The organism is Citrobacter sp. Cpo012 (assembly GCF_030333015.1).
GTDB lineage: Bacteria > Pseudomonadota > Gammaproteobacteria > Enterobacterales > Enterobacteriaceae > Citrobacter > Citrobacter portucalensis.
Map to the genome: position 1 here is coordinate 722,733 of NZ_JAOWGR010000043.1, position 22,200 is coordinate 744,932.

17 protein-coding genes are annotated in these 22,200 nt (G+C 50.7%); 12 read left to right on the forward strand and 5 right to left on the reverse strand.

Annotated features, from left to right (window positions below):
* Window positions 1–121: 121 nt before the first annotated feature.
* Window positions 122–1,483 (reverse strand): C4-dicarboxylate transporter DcuC, encoded by a 1,362-nt coding sequence (gene dcuC, locus OGX90_RS23205; RefSeq protein WP_286624778.1) that lies wholly within the window; start codon window positions 1,481–1,483, stop codon window positions 122–124.
* Complete coding sequence (gene pepT, locus OGX90_RS23210) at window positions 1,480–2,736, reverse strand: peptidase T (RefSeq protein ID WP_008783847.1); 1,257 nt, start codon at window positions 2,734–2,736, stop codon at window positions 1,480–1,482. Before pepT ends, dcuC begins: the two co-directional genes overlap by 4 nt.
* A gap of 1,320 nt (window positions 2,737–4,056) precedes the next feature.
* On the opposite strand from pepT, the gene OGX90_RS23215 reads away from it, so the two are divergent.
* Together OGX90_RS23215 and OGX90_RS23220 are read left to right on the forward strand one after the other, a co-directional pair.
* A complete protein-coding gene (locus tag OGX90_RS23215) occupies window positions 4,057–4,314 on the forward strand; it encodes a YjhX family toxin (protein WP_003021255.1) in 258 nt (85 codons plus the stop codon).
* 10 nt (window positions 4,315–4,324) lie between these two features.
* Window positions 4,325–5,071, forward strand: a complete 747-nt coding sequence (locus OGX90_RS23220) for an SAM-dependent methyltransferase (RefSeq protein WP_286624780.1) — start codon at window positions 4,325–4,327, stop codon at window positions 5,069–5,071.
* A gap of 56 nt (window positions 5,072–5,127) precedes the next feature.
* On the opposite strand, the gene OGX90_RS23225 is transcribed toward OGX90_RS23220, so the two are convergent.
* On the reverse strand, window positions 5,128–5,691 hold the full coding sequence (locus tag OGX90_RS23225; RefSeq protein ID WP_003830885.1) for a DJ-1/PfpI family protein: 564 nt from the start codon (window positions 5,689–5,691) through the stop codon (window positions 5,128–5,130).
* 403 nt (window positions 5,692–6,094) lie between these two features.
* Between OGX90_RS23225 and OGX90_RS23230 the strand changes: the two genes are divergently transcribed.
* Both OGX90_RS23230 and OGX90_RS23235 read left to right on the forward strand, forming a co-directional pair.
* On the forward strand, window positions 6,095–7,207 hold the full coding sequence (locus OGX90_RS23230; RefSeq protein WP_286624782.1) for an agmatine deiminase family protein: 1,113 nt from the start codon (window positions 6,095–6,097) through the stop codon (window positions 7,205–7,207).
* A gap of 504 nt (window positions 7,208–7,711) precedes the next feature.
* A complete protein-coding gene (locus OGX90_RS23235) occupies window positions 7,712–9,934 on the forward strand; it encodes an EAL domain-containing protein (RefSeq protein ID WP_286624784.1) in 2,223 nt (740 codons plus the stop codon).
* A 186-nt stretch (window positions 9,935–10,120) separates the two neighbouring features.
* Here the strand turns inward: OGX90_RS23235 and OGX90_RS23240 are convergent, their stop codons facing one another.
* Complete coding sequence (locus OGX90_RS23240) at window positions 10,121–11,509, reverse strand: APC family permease (protein ID WP_048236023.1); 1,389 nt, start codon at window positions 11,507–11,509, stop codon at window positions 10,121–10,123.
* A 343-nt stretch (window positions 11,510–11,852) separates the two neighbouring features.
* Window positions 11,853–13,271: a glutamine synthetase family protein gene (locus OGX90_RS23245; RefSeq protein WP_286624786.1), complete on the reverse strand. Its 1,419-nt coding sequence runs from the start codon at window positions 13,269–13,271 to the stop codon at window positions 11,853–11,855.
* A 212-nt stretch (window positions 13,272–13,483) separates the two neighbouring features.
* Between OGX90_RS23245 and puuD the strand changes: the two genes are divergently transcribed.
* From puuD to hyaD, 8 genes are all read left to right on the forward strand, one after another.
* Window positions 13,484–14,248 carry a gamma-glutamyl-gamma-aminobutyrate hydrolase gene (gene puuD, locus OGX90_RS23250; protein WP_048236024.1) on the forward strand — a complete coding sequence of 255 codons (765 nt, stop codon included), beginning with the start codon at window positions 13,484–13,486 and terminating at the stop codon, window positions 14,246–14,248.
* 25 nt (window positions 14,249–14,273) lie between these two features.
* Window positions 14,274–14,831: an HTH-type transcriptional regulator PuuR gene (gene puuR, locus OGX90_RS23255; protein ID WP_003830877.1), complete on the forward strand. Its 558-nt coding sequence runs from the start codon at window positions 14,274–14,276 to the stop codon at window positions 14,829–14,831.
* A gap of 138 nt (window positions 14,832–14,969) precedes the next feature.
* Entirely contained in the window at window positions 14,970–16,457 is a 1,488-nt protein-coding gene (gene puuC, locus OGX90_RS23260) for an aldehyde dehydrogenase PuuC (RefSeq protein WP_048236025.1), read from the forward strand.
* Window positions 16,458–16,459: 2 nt separating this feature from the next.
* Window positions 16,460–17,740, forward strand: coding sequence for an NAD(P)/FAD-dependent oxidoreductase (locus OGX90_RS23265; protein ID WP_048214853.1), 1,281 nt, complete (start codon window positions 16,460–16,462; stop codon window positions 17,738–17,740).
* Window positions 17,741–17,948: 208 nt separating this feature from the next.
* A complete protein-coding gene (hyaA, locus tag OGX90_RS23270; protein WP_100247274.1) occupies window positions 17,949–19,076 on the forward strand; it encodes a hydrogenase 1 small subunit in 1,128 nt (375 codons plus the stop codon).
* Entirely contained in the window at window positions 19,073–20,866 is a 1,794-nt protein-coding gene (hyaB, locus tag OGX90_RS23275; RefSeq protein ID WP_032942453.1) for a Ni/Fe-hydrogenase large subunit, read from the forward strand. Before hyaA ends, hyaB begins: the two co-directional genes overlap by 4 nt.
* Before the next feature lie 18 nt (window positions 20,867–20,884).
* Entirely contained in the window at window positions 20,885–21,619 is a 735-nt protein-coding gene (hyaC, locus tag OGX90_RS23280) for a Ni/Fe-hydrogenase b-type cytochrome subunit (protein WP_032942451.1), read from the forward strand.
* The gene (gene hyaD / locus OGX90_RS23285; protein ID WP_234096101.1) at window positions 21,616–22,197 is read left to right on the forward strand and encodes a hydrogenase 1 maturation protease; all 582 of its coding nucleotides are present in this window, start codon (window positions 21,616–21,618) and stop codon (window positions 22,195–22,197) included. The genes hyaC and hyaD overlap by 4 nt, the downstream gene beginning before the upstream one ends.
* Window positions 22,198–22,200 lie beyond the last annotated feature (3 nt).

Below are 22,200 nucleotides of genomic sequence, written 5' to 3' on the forward strand. Positions count from 1 at the left end.
AAGATAAAGGTTAATAATAATCACCAGTAATCAATATCACCTTTTGTGATGAGACCTGTAAACAGAAAAAGCAAACTACCGGGCATTCAGCAACCCGGAAGTTTGCTTATTACAGACGAAGTTAATAGAAAATACCGATGATCAGGGTATGCGTTACAAAGCCCACGATCAACGGTACGGCAGTACGTTTAACCACATCAAATGGCGTTATTTTCGCCCCACTGGAAACGGCAATCACCACGCCGGAAACCGGTGAAATTGCCCGCCCCATATGTGATGCCTGCTGCATCGGCAGGATCATGGCAACAGCGTTAGCGCCCATACTTGCCGCGATTTGCGGGATCAGCTCAACGAAAGCAAGGAATGGCGCATTACCCGATCCCATAATAATTGCTGCCGCCAGCGTCACCAGCGCAAACACCACCGCCATAGCAAATGGAGGTAATCCCACGTGCTCCGCCATCAGGATTAATTGATCAATGGCACCAATAACTTTAATCCCGTGAGCAAAAACACCTGCCGCAACCAGTAGCCCAACCACCCCGGTAAAGGCGGTGCCCATGCCTTTAAGGAAATGGCTGAATCCTTCGCATACTGACTTTAAATCACGCACCCGCAGCCACTCAATCAACATGCAGACAGCCATTGAAATGAGCACAATGGTGATAATATTCAGGTTAATACCACTGACGAACATTTCCGATGATCCCACCGCCATCAGTATCGGAAGCATCGGGAGCAGCGCATAAAAAGCCGGGGCTTTTCCTGAATCAGTCACCTCAGCGCTACCGATTTCCCGTGGAAGCGTCCCCGCTTTACGGTCGCAATGCCGCTGCCAGAAGAAATGGCAGACGCCGACGACCAGCACGGTTGCCAGCGCTGCGGGTCCCTGGTGGTAAACAACGTATTCCACCACATCCATATTGACCGCTTTAGATCCCCTGATAGCATCGATGGCCGTCGGGGTATACGCCACACCAAGCGAGGTGGCAATAACCCCAGCAGCCGAGGCCGCAGAAAGCCCTAACCCCAGCATAATGGGGAACATCGTCCCCATCAGCAACACGGCAAGCCCGGTAGCGGATGGGATGGCCAACTGCAGGAGGCTGGCGAGCAGATAGGAGAAAAATAGAAGCACATAGGGCGAACGCAGCGCGCGCAAAGGCTTCGTCACGACCCGCACAACCGCTTCATTTGCCCCGATATGATCCATGTAATGCGCAAATCCCATGAGCGCCATAATCATCAGGCCGAGATCGGCAGCACGCGTACTAAAGAGATCGCGCATCACCTCGAAAGGATCGAGAAATGAAATCCCCGTACTGGCAACGCCCTTCGGTAATACAGAACCCCATCCGATTAACGCCGTACAAATCATCAACACCAGGCCCGCAATGAACAGCACGGGTTCAGCGCGATAACCTTTCAGTATCAGACGCGCGACCACCACGATAACCAGTAGGGCAATTAACACCTGAATCATGACTGAGCTCTCCTCTGCGCGAACTCAGCAAAGGTTTCCTCAATGACCGCTACCACCACATCGCTGGCAGCTCGCAGTGAACGCACCGGTAGATATTCATAAATTGAATGAAAGTTATGGGCACCGGTAAAAATATTCGGGCAAGGCAGTCCTTTCTGCGATAGCACTGCGCCATCATACCCACCACGCATGGCGACAGGTTGCGGGGTAATACCACACTTCTGATACGCGCGTAACGCAATATCAATCGGGTAGTGTGCATCGCCCTGCAAACTATTGAACACATTGGCATAGCGATCGGTTAAATGACAGACCACGCTGTTTTCTCCCCACAGCGCGCAGGTGCTGACGGCAAGCTGGCGGATATATGCCATACGCGCCTTATACCCTTCTTCGGTAAAATCCCTGATATCCAGCTTAAGTACCGTACGGGCGCTGTTACCCTGAAGCTGTTTTACCCAGTAATACCCTTCGCGTCCTTCCGTATACTCAGGCGCCTCTCCTCCGGGCAGCATCGCAATAAACTTATGCGCCATCAGCAGAGAGTTCTTCAGCTTACCTTTGGCCGACATAGGGTGCGCGGACTGGCCGGTAAAGATGATTTCCGCATCACCCGCGTTCCAGTTCTCATAGACAAACTCTCCAATGCCGCAGCAGTCCAGGGTATAGCCAAAATCAGCGCCAAACGCCGCAACATCAAACGCTTTTGCTCCCCGTAATCCCTGCTCTTCATCAGGAACAAAACCGACCTTCACCGGCCCATGCTTAATCTCCGGATGCGCGACCAGGTACTCCAGGGCATTCATAATCGCGGCGATGGCGGCTTTATCATCAGCCCCTAGCAGACTGGTACCATCCGTCACCAGCAGGTCATCGCCGACATAATTTTTCAGTTCCGGAAATTCACTTTCACGCAGATAAATATTCAGCTCTTGATTCAGACACAAATCCCCACCGCTGTAGTGAAGACGTTGCGCATTTGTGTCCGCGGTCTGTTCTGCGCTGGTATCCAGATGACCAAAAAAGGAAACGACAGGGATGGTGTCATCGGTATTTCCAGGTAAGGTCGCGGTCACAATAGCGGTATCCCTGACCTCAATGTTTTCCATTCCTAATGCTTCAAGTTCTACTGCAAGTAGTTTTGCCAGTTCCATTTGACCAGGTGAAGAAGGCATTATCCCATTAGCACCATTTTCCCTTGAGGTCGTGGTATTGATTTTCGTGTAGTTAATAAAGCGTTCAACAATATCCATTCCAGGAGATCCTTTAATGTATCATTTACGAGGTACTGCAAGAGAAGACCTGCATACAGCGTGGGTTGAATAATCTGAGAACAAAATAAAATCAGCGCTCATCCCAGAACGCTGATTTTATGAGTGTTACGACAACGATTTATATAAAGGAAGATAAAAAAGGCCAGTAATTATACCAGTGATTAAAAACTCCTTTTGATTGATAAAATCATATTCCCTGTCTGTTTTTACTACATTTTCCATGGTGTTAAGCTAACAGAAGTCATAAACTGAATTCGTATGTCTAAGGGATAATAAAAATCATTTAGATTCTTGCCCCCGATACCGACACAAGACATACCATCGCTATATTTTTTTAATGAACAAATGCTGTAACAGCAACATGCAACCGTTTGCACCTCTCTACAAATAGCCACTTAACGCACTAAAATCCGTGAACAAAATCACAATTACTTCAAAAGCGAAAATTAACATAACGCTTAAAAACAGATAGTTATAAGAAAAACTATATAATACCCCTATAAATAAAGATGAAATCACACTATTCACCATGAAATAGATTCATAGCGATACTATTTCAACATTACCGTATGGTTCACAGAACAAAACCTGTCGTCATCACTAATGCAAAACAACAAGAACAATAATATTAAATTATCTATATATGACGATTATCAAAATTATACACAGGCAAAAAAAACCTCTCCCCTGAGAAGAGATTCAGGGCAGAGGTAATACGGGTGTTAAGGACATTTTTATAGTTTTGATGATAACAGAAGAGCTTCTTGCTGGATTGAGTATACACACTTCACGACGTTAAGAAAATTCCTAAAAAGAATTAAAAGAAAACACCATTAAAAATCCTTTTTATAATAAAGACATGTTTATCAAATAAAACAAAATTAGGATAGGGAAAAATTAAATATCACTAATCTATAGTATGACGCAAGTGGGGCTAACAACGCATCATTACGGCCAATACCGCTACTGACGATGTCTGAACATTCAATAAATTTAATATATCCATACACTGCTCAGCTAACGAGAGTTAAAAAATTATAAAATAAGCTAAACGCAATTTTTCGTCATAGATCACATTTTCCCGACAAAACGATTCCCCTACTCGCCCAGGCTGGTATGATTCAGCAGGTAAATACCTATCAACTCAACCCGAGGCTTTGATGCTGGAGAATGTAATCATCAGATAATCAGCTTACCGACCTTTTCAGGCCGGACTGGTTATCAATGCGCCGAAATCGAATGCGGACACCGCTGTGTGTTTGCACGTTTTGCACATGATGATTAAACAGGTTTTCCAGTATGAATTTATCCCGTCAGGAACAACGTACCTTACACGTTCTCGCCAAAGGTGGCCGTATTGCTCACGTCCGCGATGCATCTGGTCGTGTCACTTCCGTCGAATGCTATAGCCGCGAAGGGTTACTGCTCTGCGACTGCACGCTCGACGTATTCAAAAAACTCAGAACGAAAAAACTGATCAAATCCGTTAATGGTCAGCCCTACCGCATCAATACCACCGGGCTGAACAACGTTCGCGCCCAACTGGATAATCGCTAAGGAGAGAGAGATGGATATCCCGAAGATTTTTACGATCAGCGAAAGCGCACATCGCATTCATAATCCGTTCACCGCGCAAAAATATGCGACGTTAGGTCAGGTTTTACGGATGCCCCCAGGAACCCGCATCCTGGATCTCGGCAGCGGCTCGGGCGAGATGTTGTGCACCTGGGCACGCGATCATGGAATTTCCGGCGTTGGTATCGATATGAGCCAGTTATTCAGTGAGCAAGCCACCCTGCGGGCAAGTGAATTGGGCGTCACTGAGCACGTGCGTTTTATTCATGCCGATGCAACAGGTTATATCGCCGAAGAAAAATTCGATATTGCCGCCTGCGTTGGTGCAACCTGGATTGCCGGCGGCGTTGCCGGAACGATCAAACAGTTGGAACAAAGTCTCAAACCAGGCGGGATCCTGCTCATCGGCGAACCGTACTGGCGTCAGATGCCCGCAACGGAGGAGATCGCTATGGCTTGCGGCGCGACTTCAGTAGCCGATTTTCTTTCTCTGCCAGAACTCGTTTCGTCTTTCGACCTGCTCGGTTATGACGTGGTGGAAATGGTACTGGCTGACCAGGAAGGTTGGGACAGATACGAGGCGGCAAAATGGTTGACGATGCGCCGGTGGCTGGAGGCAAATCCGGACGATGAGTTTGCCGCCGAAGTCAGAGAGCACCTGAGAAGTTCACCAGTCCGCCACGTTGCATTCACCCGGGAATATATCGGGTGGGGCGTATTCGCACTCATGAAGAGATAATATATGCAGTCGGTATAGCCAGGCAGGTTATACCGACTTTTTCATCGCATCATCGCTTACTTCATTAATACTTCAACAAATTTAGCTAACCATTGCGGATGCGCGGGCCATGCTGGTGCCGTCACCAGATTGCCATCAACGTGGGCCTGATCAATGCCAATATCGGCATAATGTCCACCGCTCAGACGAACCTCGGGCGCACAGGCCGGATAAGCGCTACAGGTCCGGTTTTCTAACACCCCCGCCGCCGCTAACAGTTGGGGCCCATGACAAACTGCGGCGATAGGCTTACCGGCAGTGTTGAAATCTTGCACCAGCTTAATGACATCCGGATTCAGTCGAAGATATTCCGGAGCACGCCCGCCGGGGATCAACAGTGCGTCGTAATCGGCGGCCCGCGCCTCGGCAAAATTCGCATTTAACGTAAAACGATGCCCCGGCTTTTCACTGTATGTCTGCGCCCCATCAAAATCGTGAATGGCGGTTTGAACGTAGTCACCCTGACTTTTATCCGGACAGACGGCATCCACACGATGCCCAAGCATTTGCAAAGCCTGAAAAGGCACCATCGTTTCATAATCTTCGACATAATCTCCGACCAGCATCAGTATCTTCTTCATTCACATCCCCCACTCACGGTTATTAATGATGAGAAATAACGGCCATCTTTACTATAGTCCACACGGTTCATGGCATTAATAAATACAACAGAACAATCGGCCAGATCACAATCCACGGCAAGGCCCGCCAGACGAGGGCTCAGAGCCAACGGCGTAACATATGTTCATGCTGATAAATATAAATTATATATAAATATATAGTTGAGAAATTTTAATAGTCGCCAGTTTCACTCATTATATAAAACTAAGAGATTGCAACGCATATCTCCTGCGCTATATTTCGCGTGAAATTTACCCGCGATCACTTTATTTATTATTCAATATTTAAAATACGCAGAATATTTATTATCTATTATTATTTTATTCACCTGATATCAGGTAAAATTACGCAAAGGTTAATCCTATGATGACAAGACGTTCATTCGTCAGACAAGGCCTGGTGACTTCAACGAGTATGCTACTCGCTGGTATGACGGGCTTCAGCTTTAGCCAATTTGCCCGCGCGACAGAGAACCGCCGCTGGCAAATGCCTGATGAAGGCGCACCGCATGCGGCAACCTGGATGGCGTTTGGTGCCAGTGCGGAGATCTGGGAGCCTCATCTGCTACCGGTGGTGCAGGAAAACCTGGCGTTAGTTGCCAAAACCATCGCCGCATTTGAACCCGTGAATATGTTAGTACGCGAAGAAGACAGCGAGCTCGCCGCGCGTCTGTGCGGGCCGTCAGTCAATCTTCTGGTTCACCCAATAGACGATCTGTGGATCCGCGACACCGGGCCGGTGTTTGTGAAAAGCGCCAGCGGTACGCTCGGCGGTGTGGGATTTAATTTCAACGGCTGGGGGAATAAGCAAGAGCACGAACGTGATGCCGATGTGGCTGAATTCGTAACTGATTACGTTCAGGCCGAGTTTCTTCGCTCGGCGCTAACACTGGAAGGTGGCGGTATTGAGGTGGACGGCGAAGGCACGGCGATTATTACCGAGAGCTGCGTGCTTAACTCCAACCGTAATCCTGGCGTCAGCAAAGCCGAATGCGAAGAAGAACTAAAGCGACTGCTAGGTCTGGAGAAAATCATCTGGTTGCCGGGTATTGCCGGCAAGGATATTACCGACGGCCATACAGATTTTTACGCCCGATTCACGCATCCGGGTACGGTGGTGGCGGGTCTTGAGCAGGATCCGTCATCCTTTGATTACGCGATCACCCGACGTCATCTGGACATATTACGGGCCGCCACGGATGCCAAAGGCCGACGGTTGGAGGTAGTCACGCTGGAAGGACCTTCTACCATCCGCCAGACTTATGCGAGCGATGATTTCGCCGCGGGGTATATCAATTTTTATCTGTGTAATGATGCCGTCATTGCACCGCAATTTGGCGATAAGCGCACCGATCGTAATACCCATGCTATTTTGCAGGAGCTGTTTGCCGATCGTGAAATTATTCAGTTGAATATCGACGGTATCGCTGCCGGTGGCGGCGGTATTCACTGCGCGACACAGCAGCATCCTCGTTAATGATTAACAATTGAGTGTGTTGTGGGAAGGTGGGGAAACTCACTTTCCTGGCAATAAAAGAATGATTTTCATATCAAGGTGTAGCCATTAGTTAATATTCAAAAAAAGAGTAGCTCAACTAACATTCACGAAACAAATAATATTAAATAATAACAATTCAATAGCTTTCATCGATCTTTCATGGTATTTATGATCTGCCAAACCTATCGATGAAAGCTATCAAAAAATTTATATTGATCGTTTTTATCGATCGACTATTCTGTCTGAAATAATGGCTACTGACGCAACTTTTATTATCTGTACAACCAGCAATATTGTTCTCCTCTGTGTTGCGAAACATAGGGAAATTGTCGAGGATTACCTTTAAAAAACTCACATAACAGATTTTAAAATAGTTTTCAATTAGCGAAAACATCCAATAATACACATTTTAAGCCCTAAATCTAACCTGTTTTAAGTAGATGACTTAAATCGAGAACGGTGATAACTCACTGAGAATTGCGAATGATGATATTGCTAAGAAAAACGGAAAATATAAATTTCATTAATACATTTAGAGACTATTTTTGTGTCGGCATCGCGTTTTTTGCATTACAACTGGTCGCTGGCCATCTCAGTAAGCAAGAGGATGTTGCGGGTATAACACTGCATTTTTACGATCTCACTTTACCTCTCATTTCTGCACTGCTGGTTTTATACCGGCAAAAGGCGCTGCCAATTTTGGCTGCCTTTTTCTTGTATGCGCTTTACTCTTACTCTTTATCTTCGGTATTCACACTAACGGCTCAGCTACTGGCTGCTCTCATTAGCCAGACACTCTACTTTTTCTCGACAGGCAAACGAGGCGCGGTTAGCTTTGGTCGTAGCCAGCTTACAACCCTGCGTATTGTCTGGCTCGTGTGTTGCAACGCCTTACTATTCATCTCGATTGATCACTGGTTCCAATCGAACACAGCCTCTGCACCGATCGCAAACCTTTTTACACTACAAACATTAATTAACTTACAGTGGCTGATGAACTCTTGCCTGACTGGCATCCCTTTTTGTTATCTGTTGCTTAGAAGCGTTCAAAATCCTGCATGGTGCATTCTATACATTAGACAAGTAAAGGCGCTGATAAAATCCGGCCCTCCTATTCTGTATCAAGTATTATGGCTGGTGCTGTTACTCTGCATTATGTCCGCTTTGATCGTCATCAGAGAAGATATTCTTATATTTACAGACTATTCATTACTGTGGTTACTTCCAGTAATGCTATGGGGAGTGATCTGTATTGGCCATGCTTTGATATCCCCTGTATGGGTAACAATGCTTATCCTGTTGGGATATTATATAAACAGTTATATTCCACCTGCTAACTATAATAATTATTTACATAGCCTCGTGATTTCCTCCACGATAGTGTTTGTCTTTTCTATTACGATTGTTGTTACCGGTGTACTTGTGGTTCATAACCGAAAATATCTCCGCCGCCTCAAACAACTTTTTAGATCAGAGCCTAACACCGGACTGCCTAACTTTCAGGCCCTGCAAATGGACATCCGTAAACACGCAACAGAGTGCTTGTGTTACATCCGTTGTACAGAGTTGAATACGCTGGAACAAACTCATGGAATAGAATTCCGTTTTGAATTTGTAAAAGCGCTAAGCGCATATGTACGTAAATTGATTAAGGGTACAGGTGACATTTATTACGCACCAGGTCATGGAATAATTCTTCGCCTTAATGCTGTCCCTGACATTCCTGATCTCTACAAGGACCTAAACTCTTTTCGTTTTATCTGGAAGGACTACCAATTAGGGCTATCTTGTGGTGTGGCATATACCACCGAGAAAAACCTGATTAAAAATTTATCTCAAGCAATTAAGCATCTTAATACCCAAAGCTACATCTCGTTAATGCAGGGGCAACCGTTGTTACTCAGCCCGCAAGTGCCAGGTGATAAAATTGTCAGCCAGGCTGTCATTCGTCATATGTTGCAAAAGGCAATTGACAGAAAGTCGTTTGAGCTTATGGCTCAACCCATCGTATCAACGATGCTGGTTGTTCAGCCGATCGTTTCAACCACGGGACTGACACGTTATCACGAGATACTTATTCGGATAAAAATGGTTGATGGTAAGTTAATCTTTCCAGACACCATTCTACCGGTTGCTCGCGAGGCAGGATTACTTCCTGCGCTGGATATCACTGTTATAGAGCAAACATTTCGTTTTATACAGTCACGGCAGAAATCTGACCCAAACAGTCACTTCTCCATTAATCTGACGCCTGACTCGCTTAATAAAATTGATTTTCTTGATAATGTTTTTACATTATTTAGAAAATACTCAATAGCACCTGAGCGTATAATATTTGAAGTTATTGAATCAGATATCATTGACAACGCTAATGTCACTGATGTTCTGAGAGCACTACGTAAAGCCGGTTCTAAAATTGCTATTGATGATTTTGGCACAGGAGCATCAAGCTATTCACGACTACGAACGTTAGACGCAGATATTCTGAAAATTGATGGTTCCTTCATCCGTAACATACTGACCGATGAATTTAGTCGATGCGCCGTCAGATCCTTCTGCGAAGTAGCAAAACTCAAAAACATGGAAGTAGTCGCTGAGTTTGTTGAAAATGAGGAAATTGAAAAGATGCTAATTACGATGGGTATTGGTTGGTTACAGGGATACCATATAGGGAAACCCGTTCCTATTGAGTTGGCTGAATTATAATTCAGTAATTATAATAATAATTATATTCCTACATTGATTCACTTACCGGCTCCCGTGCCGGTTTTTTTATTCCCTAAAACAAGCGGGACTTTAATTAAAGCAGGTATGCCGCGACCGTTTGACGCGACATACCGTGTTTCATTTTTAACTCAACTCAGCCGAATGCTACGGCCTATTCAGCTTCCATCACTCCCAGGCGCGCTCAGATTTCGCGGCGTCAAACTGCGGCGGCGGTTTGCGAAAACGTCCGGTCAGCCAGGCAAGATACACCAGCCCGACGCCGGCCCATACCAGACCCAGCGTCAGCGATGTCACCTCAAGATTCACCCACAGTACGGCAACCGTGGCGGCACCGACCATTGGCAATACCAGATAGTGCAGCTTCTCCTGCCAGGTATGCTTGCGTCCTTCACGACGCCAGAAGTGGTTAAACACGGAGAGATTAACGAACGTAAAGGCCACCAGCGCACCAAAGTTAATCAACGCCGTGGCAGTCACCAGGTCAAAAAACAGGGCCGACAGCGCCACAATCCCGACCATGATGACGTTCAACGCGGGAGTACGCCATTTGGGATGGACATAACCAAAGTACTTCTCCGGGAAGACGTTATCGCGGCCCATCACGTACAGCAGGCGCGAAACGCTGGCATGCGACGCCAGACCTGAAGCCAGCGTATTCACAAAGGTGGTACACAGGAAAATAGACTGGAACAGCTTGCCGCCGACGTACAGCGCAATCTCCGGTAGCGCCGCATCCGGGTCTTTGAATCGGCTAATGTCCGGGAAGAACAGTTGCATAAAGAACGAGGCAGCAATGAAGATCAGCCCACCGTACAGCGCGGTAAGAAAAATAGCTTTCGGGATGGTGCGCGCAGCATCCGGTGTCTCTTCAGATAGGGTCGTCACCGCGTCAAAGCCGAGAAACGAGAAGCAGACAATGGTCGCCCCGGTGATAATCGGGATCAAATGCGCATTCTGGCTGATAAACGGTTGCAGCGACCAGACGGTCCCAACCCCTTCCCCTTTGTGCAGCCCCTGCACCACGAGGAAAATGAACACCACGATGATCGCCACCTGCACCAATACAAACAGCGCATTGAAGTTCGCTACCAGATTAACGCTTTTCAGATTGGCCGCGGTGAGGATCGCGACGAACATCACCACCCAAATCCATGGCGCAACCCCCGGGAACAGCGCGGAAAGGTAAATTTTCGCCAATAGTACGTTAATCATCGGCAGGAAAAGGTAGTCAAGCAGTGACGACCAGCCGACCATAAACCCGACATGCGGGTTGATCGCTTTTTGCGCATAGGTATAAGCCGAACCGGCCTGTGGAAACTGGCGCACCAGCTTTCCATAACTGATGGCGGTAAACAGTACTCCCGCCAGGGCCAGCAGGTAGGAGGCCGGAACATGGCCATTGCTAATACCCGAAACAATGCCAAAGGTGTCAAACACCGTCATCGGCGTGAGATAGGCAAGCCCCATCACCACCACCTGCCACAGCTTCAGGGATTTACGCAGCTGTGCTTTGCCCGGCTGGGCAGAATGATCCGCAGAAGAGTTAGTCGACATAGTTTTCCTCCCCGCTACGAGTCCAGATCTGCGTTCGAAACGTGGGTACAGCAGACCTGGGTCGTGTCGGGGAGGAATGGCATAAAAAAGGCGTCAATGGGGTACGGCACAGATGCGGTCCGTATTTACTGCGGGAGCCATGAATACTCACGCGGGGCGGGTTTTTAAACATTGGCATCATCACATTTCCTCGTCACAAACTCTGTCGGTTATCTGAAGACCCGTTGTCGCCCGCGCTCCATTACGCGACATCCGGGAAATGGCAGGTATTCCTGCAATTTTTACGGGCTGGCTCCGCTCAGCCCGCATGATGCGACTTCTATTTCAATGACCTGTACAACGGTCAGGCGTTTTTCAGCATCCACTCAATTTCAGTGTCGGTAATCAGACGTTCAAACTGGATAAGCTCATCGTTTTTACAGGCGTGATACACATGGCTAAACCGCTCACCCAATAGTTCACGCAGACTGTCATTTTGCATAAACTCCCACAGCGCATCGCTCTGGCGAATCGGGAACGGCAGCCCTTCCTGCTCCAGACCGTTACCCTCCACTTCTTCTTGTAACGGCAATTCGTTATCCAGACCGTGAAGGATCCCCGCCAGAATGGTCGACATCACCAGATACGGGTTGGCATCAGCCCCCGCTACGCGATATTCAACCCGATGGTTATCACGGTCGCCGCAGGGAATACGCAGCGCCACCGTACGATTGTTGTGCCCCCAGGACGCCTGGGTCGGAACATACATCCCCGGCTGGAAGCGGCGATAGGAGTTCACATTCGGCGCCAGCAGCGCCATTGACGCGGGCATCAGATCAATCATCCCAGCGAGCGCACGCTTTAATAACGCGGAATCATCGCCATTCGCATCAGCCAGCACGTTCTCACCTTTGTTATTCATGACGCTGATGTGGATATGCATCCCGCTACCGGCATGCTCCTCATAAGGTTTTGCCATAAACGTGGCATGCATCTTATGTTTCTCCGCCACCAGCCGTACCAGACGTTTCAGCGCCAGCGCGTCATCGCAGGCGTCGAGCACGTTGTCGGTATGGTAGAGGTTGATTTCAAACTGCCCAGGGGAGGCTTCAGCCACCGCGCCGTCAGCCGGGATCAGCTGTAAATGGGCCAGTTCATCGATATCGTTCAGCACATCTGCAAAGTGGTTCAGGTTATCAACCGAATAAACCTGACTTTGGGTATTACGATCGTCCGTTCCCGGCGCGCATGGCGGCTGCAGATAACCTTCGGGATCGCGCTTACGATCGAGTAAATAGAACTCCAGCTCTACCGCTACGACGGGGAACAGACCGCGCTGGCGAAGTTTCTGCCAGAGTCGGTTTAGTACGTTCCGCGGCTCAACGTCAAAGGGAGCGCCATCTTCATCCAGCATCGTCAGCATCATCTGCGCAATAAATTCCGGATCGGCAGCCGAAGGGGTTAACGTACCTGCCACGGGTACACAGGTCCGATCCGGTTCGCCAAGCTCCTGGCCTAATCCCGCCTCTTCGACCACATTGCCCAGAATATCCATCGCGAAAACGGATGCCGGGAAATAGCAGCCTTTCTCTAACTTATGCAATCCCGCAACGGGAAGGCGTTTACCGCGAAAACAGCCATTAAGGTCGGTTAACAACACATCCACATACTGCGTATTAGGATAGCGTTCCAGATATTGCTTAACTTCGCGCGCAAACGCGCTACTTCGTCTCTCTTCAGAATGCTGAACAAAATTCTCAACTTCTACGATATTGGTTTCCATGATTCACCGCCGTTGGCCTGGTAAGCTGTTCTGTGATTTGACTGTTAAATATAATGTCCACCCTTCGACTCTGGATGCAAACAAATTGTTTGTCAAATGTTAAATTAAGTTTGCTAGAAGGTTATTCCGCTGCTAGATTGAGAAAATAATGAACGGAATGGCACAACAAGGAACCGTTTGGCAATAATTTATTCCAAAACGTGAGGTCGATCATGGGCAATATATTTGACAAGCCAGTTATTGGTGTAGTGATGTGTAGGAACAGGCTTAAGGGTCACCAGACCCAAACTCTGCAAGAAAAGTACCTGAATGCGGTATTAAATGCCGGTGGATTACCGATAGCGCTTCCCCATGCGCTTGCGGAACCCGAATTGTTGAACGCGCTGTTACCGAAACTGGACGGTATCTTCCTGCCAGGAAGCCCAAGCAATGTGCAGCCGCACCTCTATGGTGAAAATGGCGATGAGTCTGACGCCGATCCCGGGCGTGATCTTCTGAGCATGGCGCTAATTACCGCCGGGCTCGAAAGGCGCATTCCCATTTTCGCCATCTGCCGGGGCTTGCAGGAATTAGTTGTCGCCACTGGCGGGACTCTGTATCGTCGCCTGTGCGATCATCCACAGTTCCTGGAACATCGTGAAGATGCGGAACTCCCGGTGGAGCAGCAATATGCACCATCTCATGAAGTCCAGGTTCAACAGGGAGGATTGCTATCTCAGTTAATACCAGGTTGCAGCACGTTTTGGGTCAACTCCTTGCATGGTCAGGGCGCAAAAACCCTTGGCCCGCAGCTGCGCGTGGAAGCACGCTCGCAGGATGGATTAGTGGAAGCTGCCAGCGTCTATGACCATCCTTTCGCGCTCGGCGTGCAGTGGCACCCGGAATGGAACAGTAGCGAATACGCCCTGTCGCGTTTGTTACTTGAAGGTTTTATCACCGCTTGTCAGAACCACCTCGCTGAAAAACAGCGACTCTGACCACTACAGTTAAGGAAATGCAATTATGAGCGATGACGGCCTGGCGCCGGGTAAACGTTTGTCAGAGATCCGCCAGCAATTGGGTCTTTCGCAGCGTCGTGCCGCCGAACTGTCTGGGTTAACGCATAGCGCCATCAGCACCATAGAGCAGGATAAAGTCAGTCCTGCCATCAGTACGCTGCAAAAGCTATTGAAAGTATATGGGCTGTCGCTCTCCGAGTTCTTCGCGGAACCGGAAAAGCCTGACGAACCGCAGGTGGTTATCAATCAGGATGATTTGATTGAGATCGGGAGTCAGGGAGTATCCATGAAGCTGGTACACAACGGAAATCCGAATCGTACGCTGGCAATGATGTTTGAAACCTATCAGCCAGGCACGACAACCGGGGAGAGAATTAAACACCAGGGTGAAGAGATTGGCACAATACTGGAAGGTGAAGTGATACTGACCATCAACGGTCAAACGTATCCTCTTGTTGCAGGGCAAAGCTATGCCATTAACACCGGCATACCACACAGCTTCAGCAACACCTCGGCAGGGATCTGCCGCATCATCAGTGCCCACACTCCCACCACTTTCTAATAAGTAGCGGCCTGAGTTTCTCAGGCCTTCTTAAATAACGCGCATTAACAGGGTACATCCCTGGGGTATCGTGCAGCCTGATTTTGCCTGAAAAAGATCAGCAACGAACTTTATCTTATTGATATAAAAGGAGTAGCTATGAACTTTCAGAATCTTAAATATTGGCGTGAGAAAGCCAGCCATTATTCACCAGAGACCCGTTTATTTATTAACGGCGAATATTGTGCCGCCGCTGATAACGAAACCTTTATTACGCTGGATCCGGCAGGACAACGTCCTCTGGCTAAAGTCGCCCGCGGTAAAAAAGCGGATGTGGACCGCGCGGTCACCGCAGCCCGTACCGTCTTTGAACGCGGAGACTGGTCGCAAGCATCACCCGCAGAGCGCAAAGCGGTACTGCACAAACTCGCCGATTTAATGGAGCAGCATCACGAGGAGCTGGCGCTACTGGAAACGCTCGATACCGGTAAACCGATTCGCCATAGCCTGCGTGATGATATTCCCGGCGCGGCACGCGCCATCCGCTGGTATGCCGAAGCTATAGATAAAGTCTATGGCGAAGTTGCCACCACCTCGGTGAACGATCTGGCACTGATTGTGCGCGAACCGGTAGGCGTGATTGCCGCCATTGTACCGTGGAACTTTCCTCTGCTTCTGGCCTGCTGGAAACTCGGCCCGGCACTGGCTGCGGGTAACAGCGTGATCCTCAAGCCTTCCGAAAAATCACCGCTGACCGCCATTCGCCTGGCTGCGCTGGCTAAAAAAGCAGGTTTGCCCGATGGCGTTCTCAGCGTTGTTAGCGGGTATGGTCACGAAGCGGGTCAGGCGTTGTCACAGCACCCGGATGTTGATGTGATCACCTTTACCGGCTCGACTCGTACCGGCAAGCAACTGCTCAAAGACGCTGGCGACAGCAACATGAAACGCGTCTGGCTGGAAGCCGGAGGTAAAAGCGCCAATATCGTGTTTGCCGACTGTCCGGATCTGCCGAAAGCCGCCGCCAATGCCGCGGCAGGCATTTTCTACAACCAGGGTCAGGTCTGTATCGCCGGTACGCGCCTGCTGCTGGAAGAGAGTATTGCCGACGAATTTATCGCGCTGCTGAAAGAGCAGGCGAAAAACTGGCAGCCTGGCAACCCGCTGGATCCGGAAACCACGATGGGCACGCTTATCGACAATGCGCATGCCGACACCGTAGACACGTTTATTCGCGACGGTGAAGCGCAAGGCACGCTGGCGCTGGATGGCCGCAGCCACGTACATCCCGCCGCTATCGGCCCGACGATTTTTGTCGATACCGCACCGCAGGCCCACGTCAGCCGCGATGAAATCTTCGGCCCGGTACTGGTCGTCACCCGTTTTAGCAGCGAAGCCGAAGCTCTGGCGCTGGCTAACGACAGTGACTACGGCCTCGGCGCCGCGGTCTGGACCCGCGATTTGTCGCGCGCCCACCGTATGAGCCGTCGCCTGAAAGCCGGCTCAGTCTTCGTGAATAACTACAACGACGGTGATATGACCGTGCCGTTCGGCGGTTATAAGCAAAGCGGTAACGGACGCGATAAATCCCTGCATGCGCTGGAAAAATTTAGCGAACTGAAAACCATCTGGATCTCCCTGGAGTCTTAATCATGACTGAACATACCAGCAGTTATTACGCCGCAAGCGCCAATCAGTACGAACCGTTTCCGACCCTTAGCGAATCGGTTAGCTGTGATGTTTGCGTCGTGGGCGGTGGTTATACCGGACTCTCCTCCGCCCTGCATTTAGCGGAAATGGGTTATGACGTGGTGCTACTGGAATCCGCGCGTATTGGTTTCGGGGCCAGCGGACGTAACGGCGGTCAGTTGGTGAACTCCTACAGTCGCGATATCGACGTCATCGAACGTACCTATGGCCCGGACGCCGCTAAAATGCTCGGTGGAATGATGTTTGAAGGCGGCAATATCATCCGCGAACGCATCAAGCGTTATCAGATCGAATGCGACTATCGTCCCGGCGGGCTGTTTGTAGCGCTGAACCACAAACAGATGGAAACGCTGGAAGAGCAGAAGTCGAACTGGGAACGCTACGGCAACACGCAGCTTGAACTGTTAGACAGCAGTGAAATTCGTCGCGAAGTCAGCAGCGATCGTTATGTCGGCGCGCTGCTCGACCACAGCGGTGGTCATATTCACCCGCTGAACCTGGCGATTGGCGAAGCTAACGCCATTCGTCTGAACGGCGGACGCGTCTTTGAGCAGTCGCCAGTCACCCGTATTCAGCACACCAGCCCGGCGGTGGTCAGCACTGAAAAAGGCCAGGTGACGGCCCGCTTTGTGATCGTCGCGGGCAACGCCTATCTCGGAGACAAACTCGAACCTGCGCTGGCAAAAAGCAGCATGCCGTGTGGCACGCAGGTATTAACCACCGAACCGCTGTCGGCGGAGATGGCGCGCTCGCTGATCCCGAAAAACTACTGCGTGGAAGATTGTAACTACCTGCTCGATTACTACCGTCTGACCGGAGATAACCGCCTGCTGTACGGCGGTGGTGTGGTCTACGGCGCTCGCGATCCGGACGATATTGAGCGTCTGGTAATGCCGAAACTGCTGAAGACCTTCCCGCAATTGCAGGGGGTAAAAATTGATTACCGCTGGACCGGTAATTTCCTGTTAACGCTGTCTCGTATGCCGCAGTTCGGCCGTCTTGATACCAACATTTACTATATGCAGGGCTACAGCGGCCACGGCGTGACCTGTACTCACCTGGCAGGACGCCTGATTTCCGAACTGCTGCGCGGGGATGCCGAGCGCTTTGACGCGTTCGCCAAACTGCCGCACTACCCGTTCCCGGGAGGCCGCAGCCTGCGCATTCCGTTTACCGCCATGGGGGCGGCATATTACAGCTTACGCGATCGCCTTGGGGTTTAAGTTCTTCCGCGATAAACCCGACGCACAGGGCGATCCCCCCTGTGCGTTTTTTTATTCCTGGAAAGCGAAAAACAGATAACAGGTACGAAAATATCGCAATAGGACATAACCACACTCTTTGCATTGTTTCTCCCTTCCGATCGGATACGCTTTTTTAGATATCGCTGGCGGCATGCGCCAGAACTCAACGGGGGAAGAAACGCGTGTTATGAATACGAATAACGAGGAGACCTTTTATCAGGCGATGCGTCGCAAAGGCGTAAGCAGACGCAGTTTTCTCAAATATTGTAGCCTCGCGGCTACATCGCTTGGGTTGGGAGCCGGAATGACGCCCAGAATTGCCTGGGCGCTGGAGAACAAACCCAGGATCCCGGTAGTCTGGATCCACGGGCTGGAATGCACCTGCTGCACCGAATCATTTATCCGCTCCTCTCACCCACTTGCCAAAGACGTCATCCTCTCCCTGATTTCCCTCGATTACGACGACACCCTGATGGCCGCCGCCGGAACGCAGGCCGAAGAGGTATTTGAAGACATTCTGAGCCGCTACCACGGCCGATACATTCTGGCAGTCGAAGGCAACCCTCCGCTGGGCGAGCAAGGGATGTTTTGCATCAGCAGCGGGCGCCCTTTTATTGAAAAGTTAAAACGAGCCGCAGCAGGAGCCAGCGCGATTATCGCCTGGGGAACCTGCGCCTCCTGGGGCTGCGTGCAGGCTGCCCGGCCTAACCCTACCCAGGCTACGCCGATCGATAAGGTGATCACCGATAAGCCGATCGTGAAAGTGCCCGGCTGCCCGCCGATTCCGGATGTCATGAGCGCCATCATTACCTACATGGTGACATTTGATCGTTTGCCTGAACTCGATCGTCTGGGTCGTCCGCTGATGTTCTATGGTCAGCGTATTCACGATAAATGCTACCGCCGCGCCCACTTTGACGCCGGGGAGTTCGTTGAGAGTTGGGACGATGACGCCGCCCGCAAAGGCTATTGCCTGTACAAAATGGGCTGCAAAGGGCCAACCACCTATAACGCCTGTTCCACCACCCGCTGGAATGGTGGCGTTTCCTTCCCCATCCAGTCCGGCCACGGTTGTCTGGGATGTTCGGAAAACGGCTTCTGGGATCGCGGTTCGTTCTACAGCCGCGTGGTTGATATTCCACAAATGGGGACGCATTCAACCGCCGATACCGTGGGCCTCACCGCGCTAGGCGTCGTGGCAGCCGGTGTCGGTGTTCACGCAGTCGCCAGCGCCGTCAATCAACACCACCGCCACAAACAGCAACTAGCCGACGCCGGACAACAGTCTCCAGACAATAAGGATAAACAGGCATGAGCAATTCGTATCAAACCCAGGGATATACGGTCAATAATGCCGGTCGCCGCCTGGTTGTCGACCCCATCACGCGCATTGAAGGCCATATGCGTTGTGAAGTGAACATTAATGAGCAGAACATCATCACCAACGCGGTTTCCTGCGGCACTATGTTCCGCGGGCTGGAGATCATTCTACAGGGGCGCGACCCGCGCGATGCCTGGGCATTTGTCGAACGAATTTGCGGAGTGTGCACCGGCGTACATGCGCTCGCCTCGGTCTATGCCATTGAGGACGCTATTGGCATAAAGGTGCCCGACAACGCCAACATCATTCGCAATATTATGCTGGCGACGCTGTGGTGCCACGACCATCTGGTGCACTTTTACCAGTTAGCCGGAATGGACTGGATTGACGTGCTGAATGCCCTGAAAGCAGATCCGCGCGCCACATCGCAGTTGGCACAAAGCCTTTCAGCCTGGCCGATGTCTTCTCCAGGCTACTTCTTTGACGTCCAAAATCGCCTGAAGAAATTTGTCGAAGGCGGTCAGTTGGGGATTTTCCGCAACGGTTATTGGGGACACCCGCAGTACAAGCTGTCGCCAGAGGCCAACCTGATGGGCTTTGCCCACTATCTGGAAGCGCTCGATTTTCAGCGCGAGATCATCAAAATCCATACGGTGTTTGGCGGTAAGAATCCGCATCCGAACTGGATTGTCGGCGGGATGCCGTGCGCTATCAATATCGATCAGAGCGGCGCGGTAGGCGCAGTCGATATGGAACGCCTGAACCTGGTGCAGTCAATCATCACCCGTACCGCTGATTTCATCAACAACGTCATGGTGCCTGACGCGCTGGCTATCGGCCAGTTCAATAAACCCTGGAGCCAGATTGGCACCGGGCTTTCTGATAAGTGCGTCTTAAGCTACGGCGCGTTCCCGGATATCGCCAATGACTTCAGCGCGAAGAGCCTGTTGATGCCTGGCGGCGCGGTGATTAATGGTGATTTTAACAACGTCATGCCGGTGGACTTGGACGATCAGCAGCAAATTCAGGAGTTTGTCGATCATGCCTGGTATCGTTATCCGGACGATCAATTAGGTCGCCACCCGTTCGAAGGGATTACTGAACCCTGGTACAACCCGGGCGATGTCAAAGGCAGTGATACCGATATCAAGCAGCTCAACGAACAGGAACGCTATTCGTGGATTAAAGCCCCGCGCTGGCGGGGACACGCTATGGAAGTTGGGCCGTTGGCGCGTACGCTGATTGCCTATCACAAAGGGGATGCCGCCACGATTGAATCCGTGGATCGGATGATGTCCGCTCTCAAGCTGCCGCTATCGGGTATGCAATCAACGCTGGGACGTATTCTGTGCCGCGCGCACGAAGCGCAGTGGGCCGTGAGCAAGCTGCAATATTTCTTCGACAAGCTGATGACCAACCTGAAAAACGGCAATCTGGCTACCGCAAATACCGAAAAGTGGGAGCCTGAAAGCTGGCCGCAGCACTGTCGCGGGATCGGTTTTACCGAAGCGCCGCGCGGAGCATTAGGCCACTGGGCATCGATTCGCGACCAGAAGATCGACCTGTATCAATGCGTGGTGCCGACCACCTGGAATGCCAGCCCGCGCGATCCAAAGGGACAAATTGGCGCTTACGAGGCGGCGCTGATGGGCACCCAAATGGCGATACCGGATCAACCGTTGGAGATCCTGCGCACCTTGCACAGCTTCGACCCCTGCCTGGCATGTTCAACCCACGTACTCGGCGACGACGGCAGCGAACTTATCGCCGTCCAGGTTCGCTAAGCGTTAAGGAACGGAACGATGACTGGAAAAACATCCCCACGCGTCGGGGAGGCGCGTGATACCGCCACCAGCCACTATGTGTTTGAAGCGCCAGTACGCTTGTGGCACTGGCTGACGGTGGGCTGCATGTTGGTGTTGATGGTGACCGGATACTTCATTGGCCGACCGCTGCCGTCGGTCAGCGGTGAGGCCACTTATCTGTTCTATATGGGCGACATTCGGCTGGTGCATTTCGCCGCCGCCATGGTGTTCACGGTGATACTGCTGATGCGCATTTACTGGGCCTTCGTCGGTAACCGTTATTCACGCGAACTGTTTATCGTGCCGGTCTGGCGGCGCAGCTGGTGGCAGGGTGCGTATTCTGTGGTGCGTTGGTATCTGTTTCTGGAAAAAAAACCGGGAGATGATATCGGTCATAACCCCATCGCACAGGCGGCGATGTGCGGTTATTTCCTGCTTTCCGTTTTTATGATCCTCACCGGTTTTGCCTTATACAGCGAACATAGCCAGTACGCCATTTTTACCCCTTTCCGCTATGTGACGGAGTTTTTCTACTGGACCGGCGGGAACTCTCTCGATATCCACAGCTGGCATCGGTTAGGGATGTGGTTCATCGCCGCCTTCATCGTAGGCCATGTGTATATGGCGATTCGTGAGGACATCATGTCTGACGAGACCGTCATCTCAACCATGATTAACGGCTTTCGTAGCCATAAGTTTCCCAAGGGTCAGCACGATAAGGAGGCGTCATGAGCGAACCTAACGTCATCGTGATGGGCTTAGGCAACCTGCTGTGGGCAGATGAAGGGTTTGGTATTCGCCTCGCTGAGCGCCTATACGCTCATTATCACTGGCCTGAATCGGTAGAGATTGTTGACGGCGGCACGCAGGGACTGAATCTGCTGGGCTACGTTGAGCAGGCCAGCCATTTGCTGCTGCTTGACGCCATCGACTACGGGCTTGAGCCGGGAACCCTGCAAACTTACGCCGGAGACAAAGTCCCGAGTTACCTCAGCGCTAAAAAAATGAGTCTGCATCAGAACAGCTTCTCTGAAGTGCTGGCTCTGGCGGATATTCGCGGCCATCTCCCCGCGCACATCGCTCTGGTGGGACTACAGCCGGTACAGCTGGACGACTATGGCGGCAGCCTGACCGACATCGCGCGCGCTCAGCTCCCGTCGGCGGAACAGGCCGCGCTTACGCAACTGGCCGCGTGGGGCATTGCGCCACAGACAAGCGATGAAACGCGTTGCCTGAACTATGACTGCCTGTCGATGGAAAACTATGAAGGCGTGCGTATTCGCCAGTATCGCGTAACGCTGGAGAGATAATTA